The 18,105-nt window shown below is 58.7% G+C and carries 18 protein-coding genes; 11 read left to right on the forward strand and 7 right to left on the reverse strand.

The features are described from left to right. The first annotated feature begins 15 nt into the window (after positions 1-15). The 3 genes from mutL to LC354_RS15455 are packed head-to-tail and all read left to right on the forward strand — an operon-like array spanning position 16 to position 4,333. Positions 16-1,818 carry a DNA mismatch repair endonuclease MutL gene (gene mutL / locus LC354_RS15445; protein WP_223425310.1) on the forward strand — a complete coding sequence of 601 codons (1,803 nt, stop codon included), beginning with the start codon at positions 16-18 and terminating at the stop codon, positions 1,816-1,818. Further along, the gene (locus LC354_RS15450; RefSeq protein WP_223425312.1) at positions 1,815-3,062 is read left to right on the forward strand and encodes a DNA recombination protein RmuC; all 1,248 of its coding nucleotides are present in this window, start codon (positions 1,815-1,817) and stop codon (positions 3,060-3,062) included. Before mutL ends, LC354_RS15450 begins: the two co-directional genes overlap by 4 nt. Before the next feature lie 5 nt (positions 3,063-3,067). After that, entirely contained in the window at positions 3,068-4,333 is a 1,266-nt protein-coding gene (locus LC354_RS15455) for an adenylate/guanylate cyclase domain-containing protein (protein ID WP_223425314.1), read from the forward strand. Here LC354_RS15455 and LC354_RS15460 read toward each other — a convergent pair. The 3 genes from LC354_RS15460 to LC354_RS15470 all read right to left on the reverse strand — a co-directional run bounded on the left by LC354_RS15460 (position 4,330) and on the right by LC354_RS15470 (position 6,617). After that, positions 4,330-4,947, reverse strand: coding sequence for an HD domain-containing protein (locus tag LC354_RS15460; protein WP_223425338.1), 618 nt, complete (start codon positions 4,945-4,947; stop codon positions 4,330-4,332). The two genes, LC354_RS15455 and LC354_RS15460, sit on opposite strands and share 4 nt — an antisense overlap. 447 nt (positions 4,948-5,394) lie before the next feature. Beyond that, entirely contained in the window at positions 5,395-6,060 is a 666-nt protein-coding gene (locus LC354_RS15465; protein WP_223425339.1) for a ChrR family anti-sigma-E factor, read from the reverse strand. 8 nt (positions 6,061-6,068) lie between these two features. Beyond that, positions 6,069-6,617, reverse strand: coding sequence for a sigma-70 family RNA polymerase sigma factor (locus tag LC354_RS15470; protein ID WP_223425316.1), 549 nt, complete (start codon positions 6,615-6,617; stop codon positions 6,069-6,071). A gap of 206 nt (positions 6,618-6,823) precedes the next feature. On the opposite strand from LC354_RS15470, the gene LC354_RS15475 reads away from it, so the two are divergent. The 6 genes from LC354_RS15475 (at position 6,824) to LC354_RS15500 (ending at position 11,816) form a co-directional block, all read left to right on the forward strand. Then, positions 6,824-8,125 (forward strand): NAD(P)/FAD-dependent oxidoreductase, encoded by a 1,302-nt coding sequence (locus tag LC354_RS15475; protein ID WP_223425317.1) that lies wholly within the window; start codon positions 6,824-6,826, stop codon positions 8,123-8,125. Continuing rightward, positions 8,122-8,880 carry a DUF1365 domain-containing protein gene (locus LC354_RS15480; protein ID WP_223425319.1) on the forward strand — a complete coding sequence of 253 codons (759 nt, stop codon included), beginning with the start codon at positions 8,122-8,124 and terminating at the stop codon, positions 8,878-8,880. The genes LC354_RS15475 and LC354_RS15480 overlap by 4 nt, the downstream gene beginning before the upstream one ends. Then, positions 8,877-10,112 carry an MFS transporter gene (locus LC354_RS15485; RefSeq protein WP_223425321.1) on the forward strand — a complete coding sequence of 412 codons (1,236 nt, stop codon included), beginning with the start codon at positions 8,877-8,879 and terminating at the stop codon, positions 10,110-10,112. The genes LC354_RS15480 and LC354_RS15485 overlap by 4 nt, the downstream gene beginning before the upstream one ends. 1 nt (position 10,113) lies before the next feature. Beyond that, the gene (locus LC354_RS15490; protein ID WP_223425322.1) at positions 10,114-10,692 is read left to right on the forward strand and encodes a DUF3833 family protein; all 579 of its coding nucleotides are present in this window, start codon (positions 10,114-10,116) and stop codon (positions 10,690-10,692) included. Further along, positions 10,689-11,432 (forward strand): SDR family NAD(P)-dependent oxidoreductase, encoded by a 744-nt coding sequence (locus tag LC354_RS15495; protein ID WP_263289420.1) that lies wholly within the window; start codon positions 10,689-10,691, stop codon positions 11,430-11,432. Before LC354_RS15490 ends, LC354_RS15495 begins: the two co-directional genes overlap by 4 nt. 63 nt (positions 11,433-11,495) lie before the next feature. Next, entirely contained in the window at positions 11,496-11,816 is a 321-nt protein-coding gene (locus tag LC354_RS15500; RefSeq protein ID WP_223425324.1) for a DUF3775 domain-containing protein, read from the forward strand. Between the two features lie 277 nt (positions 11,817-12,093). Here the strand turns inward: LC354_RS15500 and LC354_RS15505 are convergent, their stop codons facing one another. From LC354_RS15505 to LC354_RS15515, 3 genes are all read right to left on the reverse strand, one after another. Continuing rightward, positions 12,094-12,705 (reverse strand): glutathione S-transferase family protein, encoded by a 612-nt coding sequence (locus tag LC354_RS15505; RefSeq protein ID WP_223425326.1) that lies wholly within the window; start codon positions 12,703-12,705, stop codon positions 12,094-12,096. Between the two features lie 8 nt (positions 12,706-12,713). Next, entirely contained in the window at positions 12,714-13,367 is a 654-nt protein-coding gene (locus tag LC354_RS15510; RefSeq protein ID WP_223425328.1) for a histidine phosphatase family protein, read from the reverse strand. A gap of 100 nt (positions 13,368-13,467) precedes the next feature. Further along, complete coding sequence (locus LC354_RS15515; protein ID WP_223425329.1) at positions 13,468-14,511, reverse strand: AbrB family transcriptional regulator; 1,044 nt, start codon at positions 14,509-14,511, stop codon at positions 13,468-13,470. A gap of 149 nt (positions 14,512-14,660) precedes the next feature. On the opposite strand from LC354_RS15515, the gene fdhF reads away from it, so the two are divergent. Both fdhF and LC354_RS15525 read left to right on the forward strand, forming a co-directional pair. Further along, positions 14,661-17,423: a formate dehydrogenase subunit alpha gene (gene fdhF, locus LC354_RS15520; RefSeq protein ID WP_223425331.1), complete on the forward strand. Its 2,763-nt coding sequence runs from the start codon at positions 14,661-14,663 to the stop codon at positions 17,421-17,423. Between the two features lie 67 nt (positions 17,424-17,490). After that, entirely contained in the window at positions 17,491-17,844 is a 354-nt protein-coding gene (locus LC354_RS15525; protein WP_223425333.1) for a PRC-barrel domain-containing protein, read from the forward strand. 71 nt (positions 17,845-17,915) lie between these two features. Here the strand turns inward: LC354_RS15525 and LC354_RS15530 are convergent. Next, the coding region (locus LC354_RS15530) for a transposase domain-containing protein (RefSeq protein ID WP_223423851.1) at positions 17,916-18,105 on the reverse strand (190 nt) is incomplete at its 5' end.

Raw genomic sequence — 18,105 nt, forward strand, 5'->3', positions numbered from 1 at the left:
GCTAGGTATTGTGTTATGAATACACATGCCCCCAACATAAGGCCTATCATTCGGCAATTGGACGAAGCGGCGATCAATCGGATTGCGGCAGGTGAGGTCGTTGAACGGCCGGCCTCGGCGGTCAAGGAACTGGTCGAGAACGCGATCGATGCAGGTGCGCGCCGGATTGGCATTGATGTGGCCGATGGTGGCAAGACCCTCATCCGGGTGACCGATGATGGGTGCGGCATGCCCCCGGATGAGTTGCCTTTGGCGTTGAGCCGACATGCGACGTCCAAGATCGATGGTTCGGACTTGTTGAACATCCACACGTTCGGGTTTCGTGGTGAAGCGCTGCCGAGCCTTGGCGCTGTTGGGCGTCTGACCATTACAAGCCGTGTCACCGGTGCCGAAGCCGCGGAGATTTCGGTTTCGGGTGGTGATATGGGGGCGATCAAACCTGCCGCTCTCAATGCGGGTACGGTCATCACTCTGCGCGATTTGTTTTATGCAACGCCTGCGCGCCTCAAATTCCTCCGCACGGACAGGGCCGAAGCGCAGGCCATCACGGACGTGGTCAAACGGTTGGCCATGGCGGAACCCTTTGTGCGGTTTGAATTGCGTGACGTCTCGAACGATCCGCGATCTGTGTTTCGGGTCGAGGTGCAGACCGGTAATCCGATGGCGGCCTTGCGTGGGCGCCTGTCTGACGTGTTGGGTGCGGAGTTCGCGGAGAACAGTATTGCAATCGACACCACCCGCGAAGATCTGCACCTGACCGGCTATGCGGCCTTGCCCACATATTCGCGCGGTGCTGCGGTGGCACAGTTTCTCTATGTCAACGGTCGCCCGGTCAAGGACAAGCTGCTGACGGGCGCGTTGCGCGCGGCCTATTTCGATTTCCTCAGCCGCGATCGGCACCCTGTTGCGGCCCTGTTCATCGACTGCGAACCGGAGTTGGTTGACGTCAACGTGCATCCGGCCAAGTCCGAAGTTCGCTTCCGTGACCCGGGGCTGGCGCGCGGCTTGATCATTTCGGGGCTGCGCCATGCCTTGGCCGATGCGGGTCATCGGGCGTCTTCGACCGTGGCGGGAGCGACATTGGGTGCGATGCGACCGGAATCGACGGAGCCTCGGGTCTATCAAATGGATCGCCCCAGCTATGGGCCGCGCGCCGCGCCTGCGTTCGCCGAAATGACAGTGGATTTCAGCGGTCAGGTTGTCGAACCTATGCCAGAGCCCGAAGCGGAGGCAGAGGATTTGCCATTGGGCGTGGCGCGCGGGCAGGTTCATGAAAACTATATTGTGGCCCAGACCCGAACCGGGATGGTCATCGTTGACCAACACGCAGCACACGAACGGCTGGTTTATGAAAAGCTGAAAACGCAGATGGCGGAAAACGGCGTGGCGGCGCAGGCCTTGCTGATCCCGGAGATCGTCAGCCTGTCCGCGTCCGAATGTGCAAGCCTCATGGACGTTGCGGACGATCTGCATCGACTCGGCTTGGGCATTGAACCCTTTGGAGGCGATGCCATCGCGGTGCGCGAAACACCTGCTATACTTGGTGAAGTAGACGCCAAGGCGATGATCCACGACATTCTGGATGAGCTTTCCGATCTGGGCAGCAGTTTTTCGGTGCAGGCCCGGATCGAGGCGATCCTGAGTCGGGTGGCATGCCACGGCTCGATCCGGTCGGGTCGTCGGATGCGCGGGGAAGAAATGAACGCTCTGCTGCGCGAAATGGAGGCGACCCCGCATTCCGGGCAATGCAACCACGGCAGACCCACTTACGTCGAGCTGAAGCTGGCCGACATCGAACGGTTGTTTGGACGCACATGATCCAGATTGGTAACCTGACCCTTGATACCAGCGATCCGCTGGTGATCGCTGCCTTGGTCGCAAGCGGTGCTTTGGTGCTGATCGTGATCCTGCTGGTTGTGGCGGTCCGTGCGGCGGGCCGCTCTGCCCGCGCGTCGGAACCTTTGGCGCAGCAACTGGGCTATCTTGGGCAAAGTGTGCAGGCTTTGAGCCAGGGTCAGGAACAGTTGCGCGGTGGGCTGCAAACAGTTTCAGACACGCAAGCCTCGGCGCAGGCGCACATGATCCAGACCGTCGAGGCGCGCCTGTCAAGCGTGCAGCAACAGATGCAGGACCGGTTGGCCGACAATGCGCTGCGCAGCCAACGGTCGCTGAACGAGATGCAGGAGCGCATGCGCGAGAGCCTGCACGGCTCTTCCAAGCAAACCACAACCAGCCTGACGCAATTGCAAGAGCGTCTGGCCGCGATCGACAAGGCGCAGGACAATATCACCAAACTATCCGGGGATGTGCTATCCTTGCAGGATATCCTGTCGAACAAGCAGACCCGCGGCGCCTTTGGCGAAATCCAACTGCATGATATCGTTGGCAAGGCCCTGCCGCGTGACAGTTATGCGATGCAATACACACTGTCGAACGGCAAGCGGGCTGACTGCTTGATCCATCTGCCGAACCCGCCGGGCCCGATTGTCATCGACAGCAAGTTCCCGTTGGAAGCCTATGAGGCGCTGCGTGCGGCCGATACCGATCACGCGGTCAAACAGGCGGCGGCCCAGATGAAGGTCGCGGTGAAAAAGCACATCGCGGATATTTCGGACAAATACATCATCGACGGCGAAACGGCAGATGGAGCACTGATGTTCCTGCCTTCCGAGGCGGTTTACGCCGAACTGCATGCGAATTTCCCGGAACTGGTGCGGATCGGTTTTGAGGCGCGGGTCTGGATCGTGTCGCCCACGACCTGCATGGCGACGCTGAACACGATGCGTGCGATCCTCAAGGATGCGCGGATGCGCGAGCAGGCGGGGGCCATTCGAAAGGAACTGTCGTTGCTGGTGGCAGATGTGGACAGGCTGGGCACCCGCGTCGGGAACTTGGACCGCCACTTTTCCCAAGCCTCCAAGGATATCGAAGACATCAAGATCAGCGCCGAAAAGGCCGGTAAACGGGCGCATCGCCTCGATAATTTCGATTTCGAAGAGATCGAAGACACGTCTGGTCAGGCCGGCTTGCCCTTGACTGAGGCATCATCTGCCGCTGAATAGGCAGCATGCCGTCACCCACGCAAACCAAAGCCGTTACAAATCTGTTCCATAACGCCGAAGAGCGGGCGGAACGGCTGATTGCGATGTTGCGGCTGTTCATCTCGGGTTCACTTGCTCTGATCATTCTCTTGCTGGTGTTGCGGCTGGAAACCGATCTGGACGCCCAGTTTCAAAAGCAGGTCGGCTACGCAATTCTGGTCATGGCCAGTTATTTTGCGCTTGGCCTGTTGTTCCTGACGATTGTGCGCATGGGATTGTTTCGGCCCTGGATGTCCTGGCCATCTGCGATGGCGGATTGCGTGTTTATCCTGATCAGCGGCTGGGCCAGTATCGAAAACCTCGGGATGTCTGGCTTGCATCTCATGGCCTTTCCCACGGTTTGGCTGATACCGGTCATACTGGCCTGTGGCGCGCTTCGGTTTAATCCTGCCATTCAGGCCACAATGGCAGTTGTGCTTATCCTCGGTGTGCTGATCACATTTTTGGTCCCCGCAGGTGATCCGCTCAGGACGGCCGAAACCATGGAAGTGCTTTACGCGTTTCAGCCCAACCTGGCCCGTATTGCGATGATCGCGCTTGCAGCGGCGGTGCTGGTTGTCGCGTCGATGCGCATCCGGTCGCTCTTGTTGCGATCGATCAGAGAGGCAGAGGCGCGCGGACAGTTGACCCGCTTTCTGCCCGCTGAACTCGACGATCAGCTGAATACACATGGGCTGGATGAGATGCGCGCCGGAACACAGCAACGCGCGGCGGTGATGTTTGTGGATATTCGCGGCTTTACGAGCATGTCGGAGGCGATGGAGCCCACGCAATTGTCCAGCTTTCTAGGTGGTTTCCGGGCCTGCATCGCGCGGGCGGCCGATGTTTCCGGCGGTTTTGTCGACAAGTATATCGGCGATGGCGCAATGCTGGTCTTTGACAACCGCGACGGCACGGCAGGGGAGCGTGCCGTACAGTGCGCGCGTGATATTCTGGGGAACGTGCATGACTGGCAATCAGATGTCAGCATCGGCATCGGAGTTCATATTGGCGATGTCTTTACCGGGGTTGTCGGTGACAATGGCCGTTTGGAATATGCTGTGCTTGGGGATACCGTCAACGTCGCCGCGCGGCTGGAAAGTGCCACCAAGGACGTCAAAGTGCCCGTGCTGATTTCAAATGACGTGTATGATAGCGCCTATCAGAACGCCAACAGCTGGGTCCGTTTTGATGCGTTGAAACTGCGCGGCCGAAGCGGCACGATCACGGCTTGGGGGTTGTCCGTGCCCTAGCGACGCGCCGTTGCAACTGTCGCATCCTGAAGAGGAACACGCACACCCGGCAATATGACGTTGGGGTCATAGGGCGTGCGGGCAAACACCTCGCGGACCATGTCACGGAAATGATCCAGCGGCAGGCTGTCATAGGTGGGGTCAAAGCTGGACTGGTCCCACCGCTCGCAAAACGCCGCGCAATCGTCGAAATAGAGATGCTCTTTGAAGGCATCGCGCTTGTGCGGGTTCGCGCCCACGTGATCGCCGTAATAAAGCATCTGGAAATCGCCATGCTTTTCCACCACCCATGTGCACTGTTCGCGCACGAAAGGTTTCAGGATGCTGGCCGCATATTCGTCGTGATTATAGGGCGCAAAGATGTCGCCTATATCGTGCAGCAGAGTGGCCACGAGCCAATCGACATCCGCCCCGTCGCGCCAGGCGCGCGTCGCCGATTGTACCGAATGCCCCAGCCGCGTGACCTGATAGCCCGACAACCCCTCATCCAGCGTTTCCAGCGCTGTCAAAAGCCGATCTGCGGTGCCGCGGGTATATTCCACCTCATGTTCGGTCAGGAAATCATAGTCTTCCTTGTCGCCGTCTTTCATCGCGGTGAATTTAACCTGATCCATCATGCGTAAATCTCCGTCCGGCCAGTAGCCTCTTTCATCATAACTTGCGCCTGAACGCTGCGGATTTGATCGTAAAGCGCCAAGGCGTCGGCCGCAAAGGGGCTTTGCGGTATCGGGACGCGTATGGAGTTGCGCCAGTTGCCCGTGCCGCGGGCTAGCCCGTCTTGCTTCATCTGTGCGAATTCGGTGCGGGCTTGATGGGTGATGTCCGCATCAAGCGCTGGCAGGGGATGCAGGAACCCGTCGCTCCCGTACTGGTCTTGCTGGGATTACGACAGATGGACGTTTTGCAGTGAAAGCTTGGTCACCATCAATAAAGCTGCCCTAAGAACCGCCGACGGTTTCAGGTTCAGCTTGAGTGGAAATACCATTCTGTCTCAGAGACGACACATATCTTGTCGATCTTCGGCGTTGCGAGGGGCGGGGTTGGACCCCGCCGCCAGTGCATCAGATCCGCGCGAAACGTTGGACAATCTTGGGCAAGAACCCGTCAAACTTGAGCCTTGCATCCGCAACGACGAGGCAAATGCAGTCTTCGTGGATGTCAGCAATTGGGGTATGATGCATATCGCTGTCGGCGACTTCAACGTCGCCGCGTGCGAAGTAACCATCTTCATCCTTGAAGGCCCCTTGCAGTACCATGGTCATTTCCAAGCCGTGGTGCCCGTGATCCGGCATGGCCGCCCCCGCCGGGATCATAAGAAGTCGGGCCGACGCGCCGCTGGACGTCGGCAATATCGCCTGTTTCACACCCATCCCGATACCGCGCCATTTCACCTCATCAAGGCCGCCCGCGACATAGTCTTGCAACGGGCCGGGCAGCACCGCATTTCGTGTTTGTTGCAACCGCGCCGGAGCAGCCTCATCCAAGGGGCCGCCGCTGATCAGCGCCATTGTCGCCATAAAACTGCTTTCAGTCATCTCGACGCCGTTTTGCGGCGCGTTATCCAACACTTCGCCGCCCACAGCATCATAGCTTTCGACCTGCGCGCGACAGCTGTCGCAAAGCGACACATGCGCGGCCACCATGAGGTTGAACGCTTCAGGCAACGATCCGGAGGCGTATCCCATTAGGACCGCGTCGGTCAGGTGATGATTAATTGTGTTTTCCATCATATTTTTCACTTCATCGCGTGGCGCAGCCGTTCAAGCGCCAACCTAATCCTCGATTTGATCGTGCCAAGTGGCAGACCGGTCTGTTCGGCAATTTCACTTTGGGTCAAGTCCCCGAAATATGCCTTTTGTATCAATTCGCGCTGGGCTGCGGGCAATTCCGCGATCGCCCGCCCCAGCAATTCACTCTCTTGTTGGATCGCCAAGACGTCGGCTTGATCCGGTTCTTCTTCTGGGCCCCAAGTCAATTCTTCCGGCTCGGGGCGACGCTCCTTGCGCAGAACGTCAATCTTTCTGTTGCGGGCGATCGTAAAGATCCATGTGGCCACCGAGGCCCGTGCCGGATCAAACATATGTGCCTTGTGCCAGCACGTCGCCATAACCTCCTGGGCGCATTCCTCTGCCAGTGACGCGTTTGCGCCGGACTTCATCAGAAAACCTTTCACCCGGGGGGCGAAGTGGTCGAAAAGTTCGGCAAATGCCGCTTGATCCTGTTGGTCACGAATGCGCGCCATGTGGCTGACCCACAGCATCCGTTTTCCATCTTCATCTTTCATGCGTGCTGGCCTCGTTACTGCACGAGGTGTCGGAACCGACGCATGCAGTTGGATTGGTTCAGCCATGTCTAAGCCTGCTAACATAAATGGTCTACGCCATTGATTTGGAATTGGATCAAAAATAAATCTCGGGGCTTTTGAAATCCGAAAGCCTGTGGTCTTCGTAACCTCTAATACAATCTTCCAAATTCAGGACACTTGCCTAAATGCCATTCGAGATTCTCGCCCGCCCTTCACAACGCATTGCCGTCATTGGTGCTGGCATATCTGGAATGGGTGCGGCGCACATGCTTGCACCCGATTATCAGGTGACACTGTTCGAAGCGGAACCACGGTTGGGTGGCCATGCGCGCACGATCATGGCCGGGAAAAACGGTGATCAGCCGGTCGATACCGGATTTCTGGTTTTCAACTACGCCAATTATCCGTTGATGGCGGATCTGTTTGATGACCTGAGTGTCCCGATCGTCAAATCGAACATGAGTTTCGGGGCTTCGATAGATGGCGGTCGGCTGGAATATGGGCTTGCCAGTCTGGATGCGCTTTTCGCACAGCGGGCCAATGCGCTTAACCCGAAATTTCTGGGAATGGTCCGTGATATTCTGCGCTTCAACAAAAAAGCATTGCGGATCGCAAATGAGGACCGCACACGGACCGTTGCGGACTTTCTGGACGTGTTGGGCACAGGGGACTGGTTTCGCAAATACTATCTGCTGCCGCTCAGCGGCGCAATCTGGTCCACGCCAGTGGAAAAGATCACTGATTTCCCCGCTCATGCCATGATTCAATTCTTTGAAAACCATGCGCTGCTGAACACGACGGGCCAGCACCAATGGTATACTGTCGACGGAGGTTCCATCGAATACGTGCGCCGGCTTGAGACCGCGATGCGGGGCAACGGTGTTGATATCCGCTTGCATGCGCCGGTGCAGTCGGTGCGGCGCACCCCAATTGGTGTAGAGGTCAAGGCGTGGGGTGGCGAATGGGAAGCATTTGACGAGGTGATCTTTGCCACGCATTCCGACGACAGCCTGAATATGCTGGCAGACCCGTCCGATGCAGAACAAAGCGCGCTGGGTGCAGTCAAATACCAACCGAACGAAGTGGTATTGCATTGCGACGAAAACATCATGCCCAAGAAGCGCCAGACATGGTCAAGTTGGGTTTACACCGAAGACAAAAATACACAATCCGACCGTATCGATCTGACATACTGGATCAACTCGCTTCAGCCGATACCGATGGATGACCCACATTTCGTCACGCTGAACACCAAACGGAAAATTCGCGAAGACCTGATTTATGATCAGACCACACTGCGCCACCCGGTTTATGATCTGGCGGCACTGGCCGCGCAGGGTTCCGTGCGTGCCATGAACGGTACAAACCGGACGTGGTTCTGTGGGGCGTGGATGCGGCATGGGTTCCACGAGGATGGTCTGGCAAGCGCAGCCGAGGTCGTGCGCACGTTGACACGCACCGCCAATGTCGAGGTGGCCGCCGCATGATACCGACCGTCGACCATATCGCCGGCCAAACCTATCATGGGCGCAAGGGGGCGATTTCCAACGGGTTCCGCTATTCCGTGGACTACGTGTTGCTGGATGCAGAGGCCGAAGTGTCAACGCCGGGCTTGTTCGCACGCAACGGTCGTGGCGTGACGGCCCTGAATGACGTCGACCATGGCGGTACGCCAAAAGCAGGCCGGGGCGCAGCATGGGTGCGAGACGTCCTGGAGGCGCACCAGATCACCGGTGTGGCCCGCATCGAATTGCTGGCACAGCCCAAGGTGCTGGGGCACGTGTTCAATCCGGTCAGTTTCTGGCTGTGCCGTCGCGAGGACGAGGCCCTGATCGCCGTGATCGCCGAGGTGACCAATACATTCGGGGACCGTCACAGCTATCTGGTTCACCATCCGGATTTGCGCCGGATTGGCCCGGACGACAGAATGCAGGCGACCAAGATATTCCACGTTTCTCCCTTTCAGCCGGTCGAGGGTGGATATGAATTCCGGTTTGATATCTCGGACGAGCGCATCGGAATCTGGATCGATTATTCAAGGGGTGAAGGTGGCCTGATCGCAACCTTGACGGGGCGGCGCGATGTGCTGACCAATCGGTCGATTTTGAAGGCTGTGGTTCGTCGCCCCTTCGGCTCGCGCCGCGTTCTCGCGCTCATCCATTGGCAAGCCTTGAAGCTGTGGTTCAAAAAGGCGGCCTATCGCCCGCGCCCGGTGCCTCCGTCCGAGGAGGTGTCTCGGTGAGCAACACGCAGCCCCGAAATCTGTCCGCATACGCGGTATTCGCGGCATTGCTCGCGTCGGCGGGGCTGCCCATCTATATTCATGCGCCCAAATTCTATGTGGATGAATATGGCGTTTCACTGGCGGCTCTTGGCGGTGTCCTGTTCATTTTGCGCCTGTTCGACGTGGTGCAGGATCCGCTGTTCGGACGTCTGAGCGAGGCCTTGCGCAGCCGACGAGGGACCGCGGTGCTGATCGGTGCCGCGCTTATGGCAGTCTCCATGTTCGGGTTGTTTGCGGTGCCGCCGATGCTACCGCCACTGCTCTGGTTTGCGCTGATGCTGACGGGTGTGTTTTCGGGTTTCAGCTTTTTGACCATCAACTTTTACGCGCAGGGCGTGGTGAAGGCGGATCAACTGCCCGGACAGGGTCATCTCATGCTGGCGCGCTGGCGCGAAACTGGTGCTTTGCTGGGCGTGTGTGTCGCGGCCATCGCGCCTGTCATGCTGGGCAATTTAATGGGCGCGCCGTTCACCGGTTTTGCCGTCGGATTTATAGTTCTGGCCGTTGCTGCCGTCGTGATGATGCGCGCCGAATGGGTCAGCGAAGGGTTGCCGCCTTCGGTCGGTTTCAAAGCCGTTTTGGGCGATGCTCTGGCGCGCAAGCTGCTGTTGATCGCGCTGGTGAATGCGGCACCGGTGGCTGTCAGCTCGACGCTGTTCTTGTTCTTTGTCGAAAGTAGACTGCTGGCCCCGGGTTTTGAAGGTCCGCTTTTGCTGCTGTTTTTCCTGTCGGCCGCTGCGGCCGCGCCGCTGTGGGGCAAAGCCGCAGAACGCTACGGGGCCAAGCCGGTGCTGTTGAGCGCGATGGTACTGGCCATATGCGCCTTTGGAGGCGCGCTGACGCTGGGCCCGGGGGACTGGGCCTTGTTCGCTGTGATCTGCCTTTTGTCGGGCGCGACACTCGGCGCCGACCTGACATTGCTGCCAGCCATTTTTGCATCGCGGATGGCACGGATCAGCCCGTCGGCTGCCGAAGGTTTTGGCCTGTGGTCATTTGTTTCGAAATTTACATTGGCTTTCGCCGCTGTCTTGTTGCTGCCTGCCCTTGAGCAGACAGGATTTGTCAGCGGCGCGGTCGACAACCCGCCGGAAGCATTGTTGCTTTTGACCCTGCTGTATGCGGCGGTCCCGTGCGGCCTCAAAGTCGTTGCCATTGCGCTTTTGGCGACGACAGATCTGAAGGAGACTTGAGATGGATGGATTGCTTTTCGCTGCACTTGGTGCGCTGTTTGTGATTGCCTTGATGTGGATGTGGACGCGCTATGCCGACTTTCTGGCGCAATCACCCAAAGACTATGCCCAGAGCAAAGAGGTGTTTGATATCCGCACGCATCTGAACGGGCCGATTATTTGCGAAGGTATCATTTATGGGCCAACGGGGCGCGTGACGTCCCGGTTCGTGGGTAACTTTGATTGCACGTGGGAAGGCAACAAGGGCGTGATGAACGAAGTCTTTCACTATTGTGACGGCTCCGAGCAGACGCGGGCCTGGCATCTGACATTGGGCAATGACGGCCATATTCGTGCAACCGCAAGCGATGTTGTGGGCGAGGGCAAAGGGCAGCAATCGGGTGACAGTGTGCAGCTCAAATACAGGTTCCAATTGCCGGAAAGTGCGGGCGGCCATGTGTTGGACACGGTGGACTGGATGTATCTTGCGCCGAACGGCACCATCGTGAACCGCTCTCAGTTTCGAAAATATGGCATGAAGGTCGCGGAACTGGTGGCAACCATGCGTCCGGCACCAACGGGATTGAAAGTGGCGGTATGAGTGACGCGGTGCAGACCATGACTGGAAAACGCTATTGGCTTGTCGGGGCAGGCGATGGGCTGGGCAAGGCCCTTGCCCATTGTATGAGCCGTTCAGGCGTTGAAGTCATCGTGTCTGCGCGGTCCGAAGACAAACTGGCGGCCCTGGTTGCGGAGTTGCCAGGTAAAGCGTCTTATCAATGCGTCGATATCTCTGATGACGACAGCGTCAAGTCCGCGGCGGCAGCGGTTGGTCAGGTGGACGGTGTCGTATTGCTGGCCGGGGTTTACTGGCCATTTGGAGCCAAGGACTGGAACGCGGAACAGGCCGTCGCGATGGCCGATGTGAATTTTACCGGCTTCATGCGTGTCTTGGGGCAGGTTGTGCCACAATTTGTCGAACGCGATGCGGGTCATGTCCTGATTACCTCGTCGCTGACCGGATTTCGGGGCCTTCCCGGTTCGATCGGCTATACGGCCTCCAAGGCGGCAACAATGTCGCTGGCGGAATGCATGTACGCGGATCTGCGCAAGACCGGCGTGCGCGTTCAGGTCGCAAATCCCGGCTTTATCAAGACGCAGCTGACAGAAAAGAACGACTTTAAAATGCCGTTCATCATGGAGCCCGAAGACGCGGCCCAAGCGATGTTCGAGTTCATGTTGACGGACAGGTTCAAGAAAAGCTTTCCAACACTCTTTTCGCTGGTGTTCCGTGGATCGCAGTTCTTGCCGGACTGGCTTTATTACCGCATCTTCTCCTGACTTGAGCAGGATCAAGGCGCATCTTTGGACTGCGCTGCATCCTGCCGGTCAGGAGGACGTCATATGGAACTTGAGATCGACAGAGGGATTCTGGCCCAGGTGGTCTTGATGGGTCGCGAACTGGATCGGGCGGAACGCGAGTTGCGCCCCGTGATCGAGCGGCTTGCGCGCGATGAACAAGCCGAACTGGTGGCCATCATGTGGATCGGACGCGGGGCATTTGAGGCCGGCGACTGGCAGGAGGCCCGTGCGACCGCCCTCGCCGAGGCCAGCACGCCGTGTGCGGATTACGTCTTGGGCACGCCTCATTTCACGGACCATATCGAAACGGGTCTCGAGGCGCTCGGCATTTCGATCCGAGACGATGAAGAATCGTTTTTTTGATACGGTCATGCGGGGTTGACGACGTGCACTGGGGGTTTCACACCCCCAGACCCCCGTGGAGTTTACCTGGCAAGATGAAGTTGGATCGGCCTTTTGGGCGGGCTTCTTGGAATGTGCCTTTGGCTCCGTCTTAGACAACTTTGAATACACCGGCGCATTCATTTCAGGGGGCAAGGGTTGAGCAGAGACGTCTTCGGAAGAGTTAGCGGAAGGTTACCATTGGCGGTCACGTCGAGTCCGGGGGGTTGTCGTATCTGCGGGCACACCGGGAGATGGGTTATTTGAGCATCCCCTTTGCGCGGATGCTTTTAACGGACGCGCGGGTTTCCATCGTGTCCATCAGTGTTTGAACTCTTGGAAAGAGTGTCGGGTCAACTCCGTCGCCCTTGAGCCAGGTGCAGACCGTGAACAGATAGGCGTCTGCGATGCTGAATCTATCGCCCAGGACGAAGGGGCCGTCGATGCAGTCGGCCTCGAGGTAGGCCGCGCAGGCGGCCATGGTTTCAGGGACCTTCGCGGTCATATCATCCCAACTGCTTGCGTGGTCTGCCCAGCGGGCGCCGCGCAGTTTATGGGCGTGGTTTACATGCATCGTGGAGGCAAGGTAGTACATCACGCTGCGTGCTTTGGCGGCTTGCAGCGGGTCCGTTGGCATCAAGCCCGGCGCCTGTGCTGCCACGAAATCGAGGATCGCGCCTGTTTCAGTCAAGATGGTACCGTTTGCTTCCAGCGCCGGGACACGTCCTTTGGGGTTGATTGCTGCGTAAGCCGGGCTGAGCTGTTCGCCTTTGGAAAAATCGACACGCTGGCTTGTGTAGGGGAGGCCGGATTCTTCGAGGGTGATGGCAGCTGCAACCGCGATGGTGCCGGGCGCATAGTAGAGTTTCATGGCGTGCCTCATACGTGGGTTTGTGCGTGGTGCCTGTCGGGCATCTCAAGGTGCGGGACGGCATTGAACATGACGGGCGACCATGTGCCACCGATGGGGTGCAGGCGGTGGATTGACGTGTTCATGATGGCGAGCGCCACATTTGCCATGGCTTCGATCGTCAGACCGAGATGCTGGCGCATGGCCATCGAAATCAACCCTCCGGATGTCACCACGAGCGCTGGCCCTTTGCCGGCCGCCATCTCGGTCAACGCGTCCCTGACTCGCGTTTCGAAAGACTGAAAGGTTTCTGGTGCGCCTTCGAGGATGCCGTCCTGCCAGGCCGCGAAGACCTGCGGGAGATGGGCCGTGAAATGGGCCTGTTCGGTTGGAAAGGGCACGCCGTGTTCTGTGTGGAGTGCGGAGGCGAGTGTGAAGTATTCCAGCTCGTTCAACCGAGCGTCACGCGTGGGTGTCAGCCCTGTGTCCATCCCGTCGGCTGTTTCGATATGACGCCGCAGAGTTCCGGTATAGAGCCGGGTGTGGTTCTGGTGGGTATCGCGCAGATGCTGCCCCAGCCATGCGGATTGTTGGTGACCGAGCGGGCTGAGTTGGTCGTAACTGGCCTCGTCCTTGGCTGTGGAATTGGCCTGGCCGTGTCGGATGAGTGTGATATAGGACATGTGCGCTTTCGGCTATTGGTTGGTGTGTTCTAGGCCAGTGTTTCACAGGTGGAAAGTGCGGTTGCCTCCGGCGGGAGTTTATTTGGCAAGATGAAGCGGATCAGCCGCGTCTGATGCGCCCGACGAAGGCGGGAATCAGAAAAGTGAGAAAGAGCAATCGGGCCACGTGACACGCGGCGACGAAACCGGGATTTGCGCCCAGAACGACCCCCATGGCGATCATGGTTTCCAATCCTCCGGGGGCGAAGGCGATCAGGACGTGGGTGGGATCGAGCGCGAGCGCATAGGCCACGGCAAGTGCGGCGAAGACTGCCATTGCTGTGGTGATGGCCGTGGCTGTGAGCCCCGCTGCGAGCGATTGAAGCAAGGCGGTTCGAGTGATCCCGTCAAAGCGCGCTCCGATCAGCGTGCCGACCGTTATAAGCCCCAGATATGTCAGCCATGGAGGCAGGACGCCGGGCGTCAGTCCGGTGCTGTGCCCGAGGCTGGACGCCGTCATTCCCCCGATCAGTAGCGCTGCGGGCAAGCCGATACGATCAAAGATATAGCCGATGAGCAGCCCGACGATCAGCAATATGCCAAGGTGGCTCCAGGCGATGGGGAGGCCTGGCGGCGTGATCTGGTCCGTGATCTCGTAGCCAAAGACCATCGCGATCACCGGAACGGAGAGGGTCAGCGCCAGCAACCGCACCGACTGGATCACGACAATACGGGTGGTGTCGAGATCCAGAGCCGAGGACAGACTGACCACGAAGCTGAGATGCCCGGGTGCGGCGGCGAGATACGCGCTGCGCCGGGGCAGGCCAAAGCCGCGTTCAAGCACCCGCGCGCAGATCCAGAGCGTTGCCCAGAGCATTACACCAAGTACCGCAAAGGCCAACGGCCAGCGGAGCATCGCCTGGGTCGCGTCGGTGTCCACGCCGCTGCCGATCCCGACGCCGATGATCAGGAACGCAACGTCGCGCACGCCGTTGTCGATCCCTGTCCTGAACCCGGCAAGAGCAACCAGCGCTACCAGCACCGCAGGGCCTGTCAGCACAGCGATTGGTGCGCCGATCAGGGTTGCGATCCAGGCTCCAAATCCACCTACGATCAGGGTTTGCCCTGTCACGATCAGGCTGGAACGGGTCGGCAGGTTGAGCATGCGGTAGAGCTACCGGGGTTCACTTGGTGCTGCAATGGCGCTCATCGGAAACGTGAGTGGCGTAAAATCGGGTCTTGGTGTCGGGATTGGGAGTCCTCTGAGTGTGGGCGCTGGGGTAGAACTGGCCCGAGATCAGGGAGATGTGCGCGATGACGGACAGGGTGACATTTACACTGGATGGGGTTGAGGTTGAGGCGGAGGCCGGCATGACCATCTGGGACGTGGCCAATGGCCGCGGCCTTGTCATCCCACATTTGTGCCACAAACCGGCGCCCGGATACCGGCCCGACGGCAACTGCCGGGCCTGCATGGTCGAGATTGAGGGCGAACGGGTGCTGGCCGCGTCCTGTATCCGCGAACCGGGCGAAGGTATGGTCGTCACCACGAATTCCGCGCGCGCAACGAATGCCCGCAAGATGGTGGTCGAGATGCTCTTGGCGGATCAGCCTGCGCGCGACGTCGCCCATGATAAATCCGCGCATCTGTGGAACATGGCCGAAGCCACTGGTGTGGTGCAAAGCCGCTTTCCCAAGCTGGAAGAGGGCCGCATTCCGCTTCTGGATGACAGTCACGTGGCGATGTCGGTCAATCTGGACGCTTGCATTCAGTGCGGTCTGTGCGTGCGCGCGTGCCGCGAGGTGCAGGTCAACGATGTGATCGGGATGTCGGGACGGGGCCATGATGCCTATCCCACTTTCGACATGGCGGACCCGATGGGCGAGAGCACCTGTGTGGCGTGTGGTGAGTGTGTGCAGGCCTGTCCGACCGGGGCGTTGATGCCGTCGACCGTGGTGGATGAACACCAGGTGGGCGACAGCGCCGATTTCGACAGTGAGGTCGAGAGCATTTGCCCGTTCTGTGGCGTGGGCTGTCAGATTTCGCTGAAGGTGAAGGACGGTAAGGTCAAATATGTGGACGGGATCAATGGCCCGGCGAACGAGGGGCGTCTTTGCGTCAAGGGGCGCTTTGGCTTTGACTATATTCACCACGATCACCGTTTGACCAAACCGCTGATCCGGCGCGAGGATGCGCCTGCCAAGGGGCTGAACGTTGATCCGGGCAACTGGCAAACGCATTTCCGCGAAGCGACGTGGGACGAGGCGCTGGATTTTGCCGCAGGCAGGTTGAAAGGCCGTGGCCGCGAGGTTGCGGGCTTTGGATCGGCCAAGTGCACCAACGAAGAAGCGTACCTGTTTCAAAAGATGATCCGGCAGGGCTTTGGCCACAACAACGTTGATCACTGCACGCGGCTTTGCCACGCATCCAGCGTGGCGGCCCTGATTGAAAATGTCGGTTCGGGGGCTGTGACCGCCACATTCAACGAGATTGAAAATGCGGACGTTGCCATCGCGATCGGGTGTAATCCGATCGAAAACCATCCTGTCGCGGCCACCTATTTCAAACAGTTCACCAAACGCGGCGGCAAGCTGATCGTGATGGATCCGCGCGGTCAGGCGCTGAAACGGTTTTCCTCGCACATGTTGCAATTCAGGCCGGGCGCCGATGTGTCGATGCTGAACGCGATCATGCACACCATCGTCGAAGAAAAGCTGTACGATCAGCAATATATCGACGCCTACACAGAGAATTGGGAAGCCGAGAAAGAGCACCTGAAAGCCTTCTCGCCTGAGAAGATGAGCGAGATTTGCGGCATCGAAGCGGACGTGTTGCGCGATGTGGCGCGGACCTTTGCGGGTGCCAAATCGGCGATGATCTTTTGGGGCATGGGCATCTCGCAGCACATTCACGGGACGGACAATTCACGCTGCCTGATTTCGCTTGCGCTGATGTGTGGTCAGGTCGGGCGGCCGGGTGCTGGCCTGCATCCCTTGCGGGGTCAGAACAATGTGCAGGGCGCGTCGGATGCGGGCCTCGTGCCGATGTTCTTGCCGGATTATCAGACGGTCACGGATGATGGCGTGCGCAGTGCATTTACTGATGTTTGGGGGTCTGGCGATTTCTCGAACGAAAAGGGCCTGACCGTCACCGAGATCATGGACGACGTGCACGCGGGCAACATCAAGGCGATGTATATTCTGGGCGAAAACCCGGCCATGTCGGACCCGGATGTGGAGCATGCCCGCGATGCACTGGCCAAGCTGGACCACTTGGTGGTGCAGGATATCTTTATCACAGAAACGGCGAACTATGCTGATGTGATCCTTCCAGCGAGCGCCTTTGCCGAAAAGTCGGGCACCGTGACAAATACCAACCGTCAGGTGCAGATGGGCCGCCCTGCGGTGCCGCCTCCGGGTGAGGCCAAGGAAGACTGGTGGATCGAAGTGGAATTGGCCAAGCGATTGGGCCTTGGCTGGGACTACGCGGGGCCCGCAGATGTGTTCGCCGAAATGAAGCTGAACATGAGGTCGTTGAGCAACATCACGTGGGACAGGCTGGAGACGCAGAATGCAGTAACCTATCCATCGTTGTCACCCGAAGATCCGGGCCAGCCGATTGTGTTTGGTGACGGATTCCCGCGCCCGGACGGGCGTGCGCGCTTCACACCTGCGTCGGTCATTGCGCCCGATGACGTGCCGGACGCGGAATACCCGATGATCCTCACAACCGGTCGCCAGCTTGAGCATTGGCACACCGGGTCGATGACGCGCCGGGCGACCGTTCTGGACGCGGTCGAACCCGAGGCAAACTGTTCGTTGCATCCGTCTACTTTGCGCAAGCTGGGCATCGTGGCTGGCGATCATGTGCGTTTGACCACCAAACGCGGATCGATCGAGATCATGGCCCGCGAAGACAGGGCGGTGTCTCCCGACATGGTGTTCCTGCCCTTTGCCTTTGTCGAAGCGGCCGCGAACATCCTCACGAACCCGGCGGTCGATCCTTACGGCAAGATCCCCGAGTTCAAGTTTTCGGCGGTTCGAGTGGAGAGTGTGCAGGAGATCGCGGCCCAGTAGCAGCCCACCACGAGGGAACCAATGCGCCGGAAACGCGTTTGTTTTTCAACTTCATGAGGAGAAAAACATGACTCGTTTCCATTCCTTCGCAACAATTGCAGCGATCCTTGCTGCATCTGTTACATCGGCCGGCCCTGATCCCGTTCCCGCTGATACCAGAGATCAAAGCGGAGCGTTTCTGCGCGCGCTGGATGACTTGGATGTGGTCAGTGTCGACGGTGAAAAGATCGGCGAAATCGAAGAAGTATTGGTGGACATGGAGGGTCAGCCTGCCGCTTTCGTCGTCGAAATCGGCGGCTTTTTGGGTATTGGTGATCGGGACGCGCAAGTCCCTATCGATGCCTTTGTTTTTGAAAACGGCGCATATGTTTCAAAAATGACCAGGGAACAGTTGGAAAATCTGCCGGAATGGGACGACTGAGATTGATCTCGCGGCTTGATTTATGATTACTGAAGCCTGTTCTAATGGTAAACATCCGGCGTGGACCGCGTTTATGCGGCCTTGACGTTTTGTGCTGCGGTTTTCCAGTTCCATGGTAGCAGCTCGTGCACGCGCGAGACTGGCATGTCGGGCAGTCGTTTGAGAACGTCAGCGAGCCAGGCTTGGGGGTCGATGTCGTTCATTTTTGCGGTGACGATCAGGGTGTACATGAAGGCTGCGCGGTCGCCGCCGCGTTCGGAC

The organism is Tateyamaria pelophila (assembly GCF_019966495.1).
GTDB classification, from domain to species: domain Bacteria; phylum Pseudomonadota; class Alphaproteobacteria; order Rhodobacterales; family Rhodobacteraceae; genus Tateyamaria; species Tateyamaria pelophila.

Coding starts and splice junctions, on each gene's coding strand:
- mutL (WP_223425310.1), top strand. CDS start 16: ATGAATACACATGCCCCCAACATAAGGCCTATCATTCGGCAATTGGAC.
- LC354_RS15455 (WP_223425314.1), top strand. CDS start 3,068: ATGCCGTCACCCACGCAAACCAAAGCCGTTACAAATCTGTTCCATAAC.
- LC354_RS15460 (WP_223425338.1), bottom strand. CDS start 4,947: ATGGATCAGGTTAAATTCACCGCGATGAAAGACGGCGACAAGGAAGAC.
- LC354_RS15510 (WP_223425328.1), bottom strand. CDS start 13,367: ATGTCCTATATCACACTCATCCGACACGGCCAGGCCAATTCCACAGCC.
- LC354_RS15480 (WP_223425319.1), top strand. CDS start 8,122: ATGATACCGACCGTCGACCATATCGCCGGCCAAACCTATCATGGGCGC.
- LC354_RS15465 (WP_223425339.1), bottom strand. CDS start 6,060: ATGGAAAACACAATTAATCATCACCTGACCGACGCGGTCCTAATGGGA.
- LC354_RS15490 (WP_223425322.1), top strand. CDS start 10,114: ATGGATGGATTGCTTTTCGCTGCACTTGGTGCGCTGTTTGTGATTGCC.
- LC354_RS15500 (WP_223425324.1), top strand. CDS start 11,496: ATGGAACTTGAGATCGACAGAGGGATTCTGGCCCAGGTGGTCTTGATG.
- LC354_RS15505 (WP_223425326.1), bottom strand. CDS start 12,705: ATGAAACTCTACTATGCGCCCGGCACCATCGCGGTTGCAGCTGCCATC.
- fdhF (WP_223425331.1), top strand. CDS start 14,661: ATGACGGACAGGGTGACATTTACACTGGATGGGGTTGAGGTTGAGGCG.
- LC354_RS15525 (WP_223425333.1), top strand. CDS start 17,491: ATGACTCGTTTCCATTCCTTCGCAACAATTGCAGCGATCCTTGCTGCA.
- LC354_RS15470 (WP_223425316.1), bottom strand. CDS start 6,617: ATGAAAGATGAAGATGGAAAACGGATGCTGTGGGTCAGCCACATGGCG.
- LC354_RS15495 (WP_263289420.1), top strand. CDS start 10,689: ATGAGTGACGCGGTGCAGACCATGACTGGAAAACGCTATTGGCTTGTC.
- LC354_RS15450 (WP_223425312.1), top strand. CDS start 1,815: ATGATCCAGATTGGTAACCTGACCCTTGATACCAGCGATCCGCTGGTG.
- LC354_RS15475 (WP_223425317.1), top strand. CDS start 6,824: ATGCCATTCGAGATTCTCGCCCGCCCTTCACAACGCATTGCCGTCATT.
- LC354_RS15515 (WP_223425329.1), bottom strand. CDS start 14,511: ATGCTCAACCTGCCGACCCGTTCCAGCCTGATCGTGACAGGGCAAACC.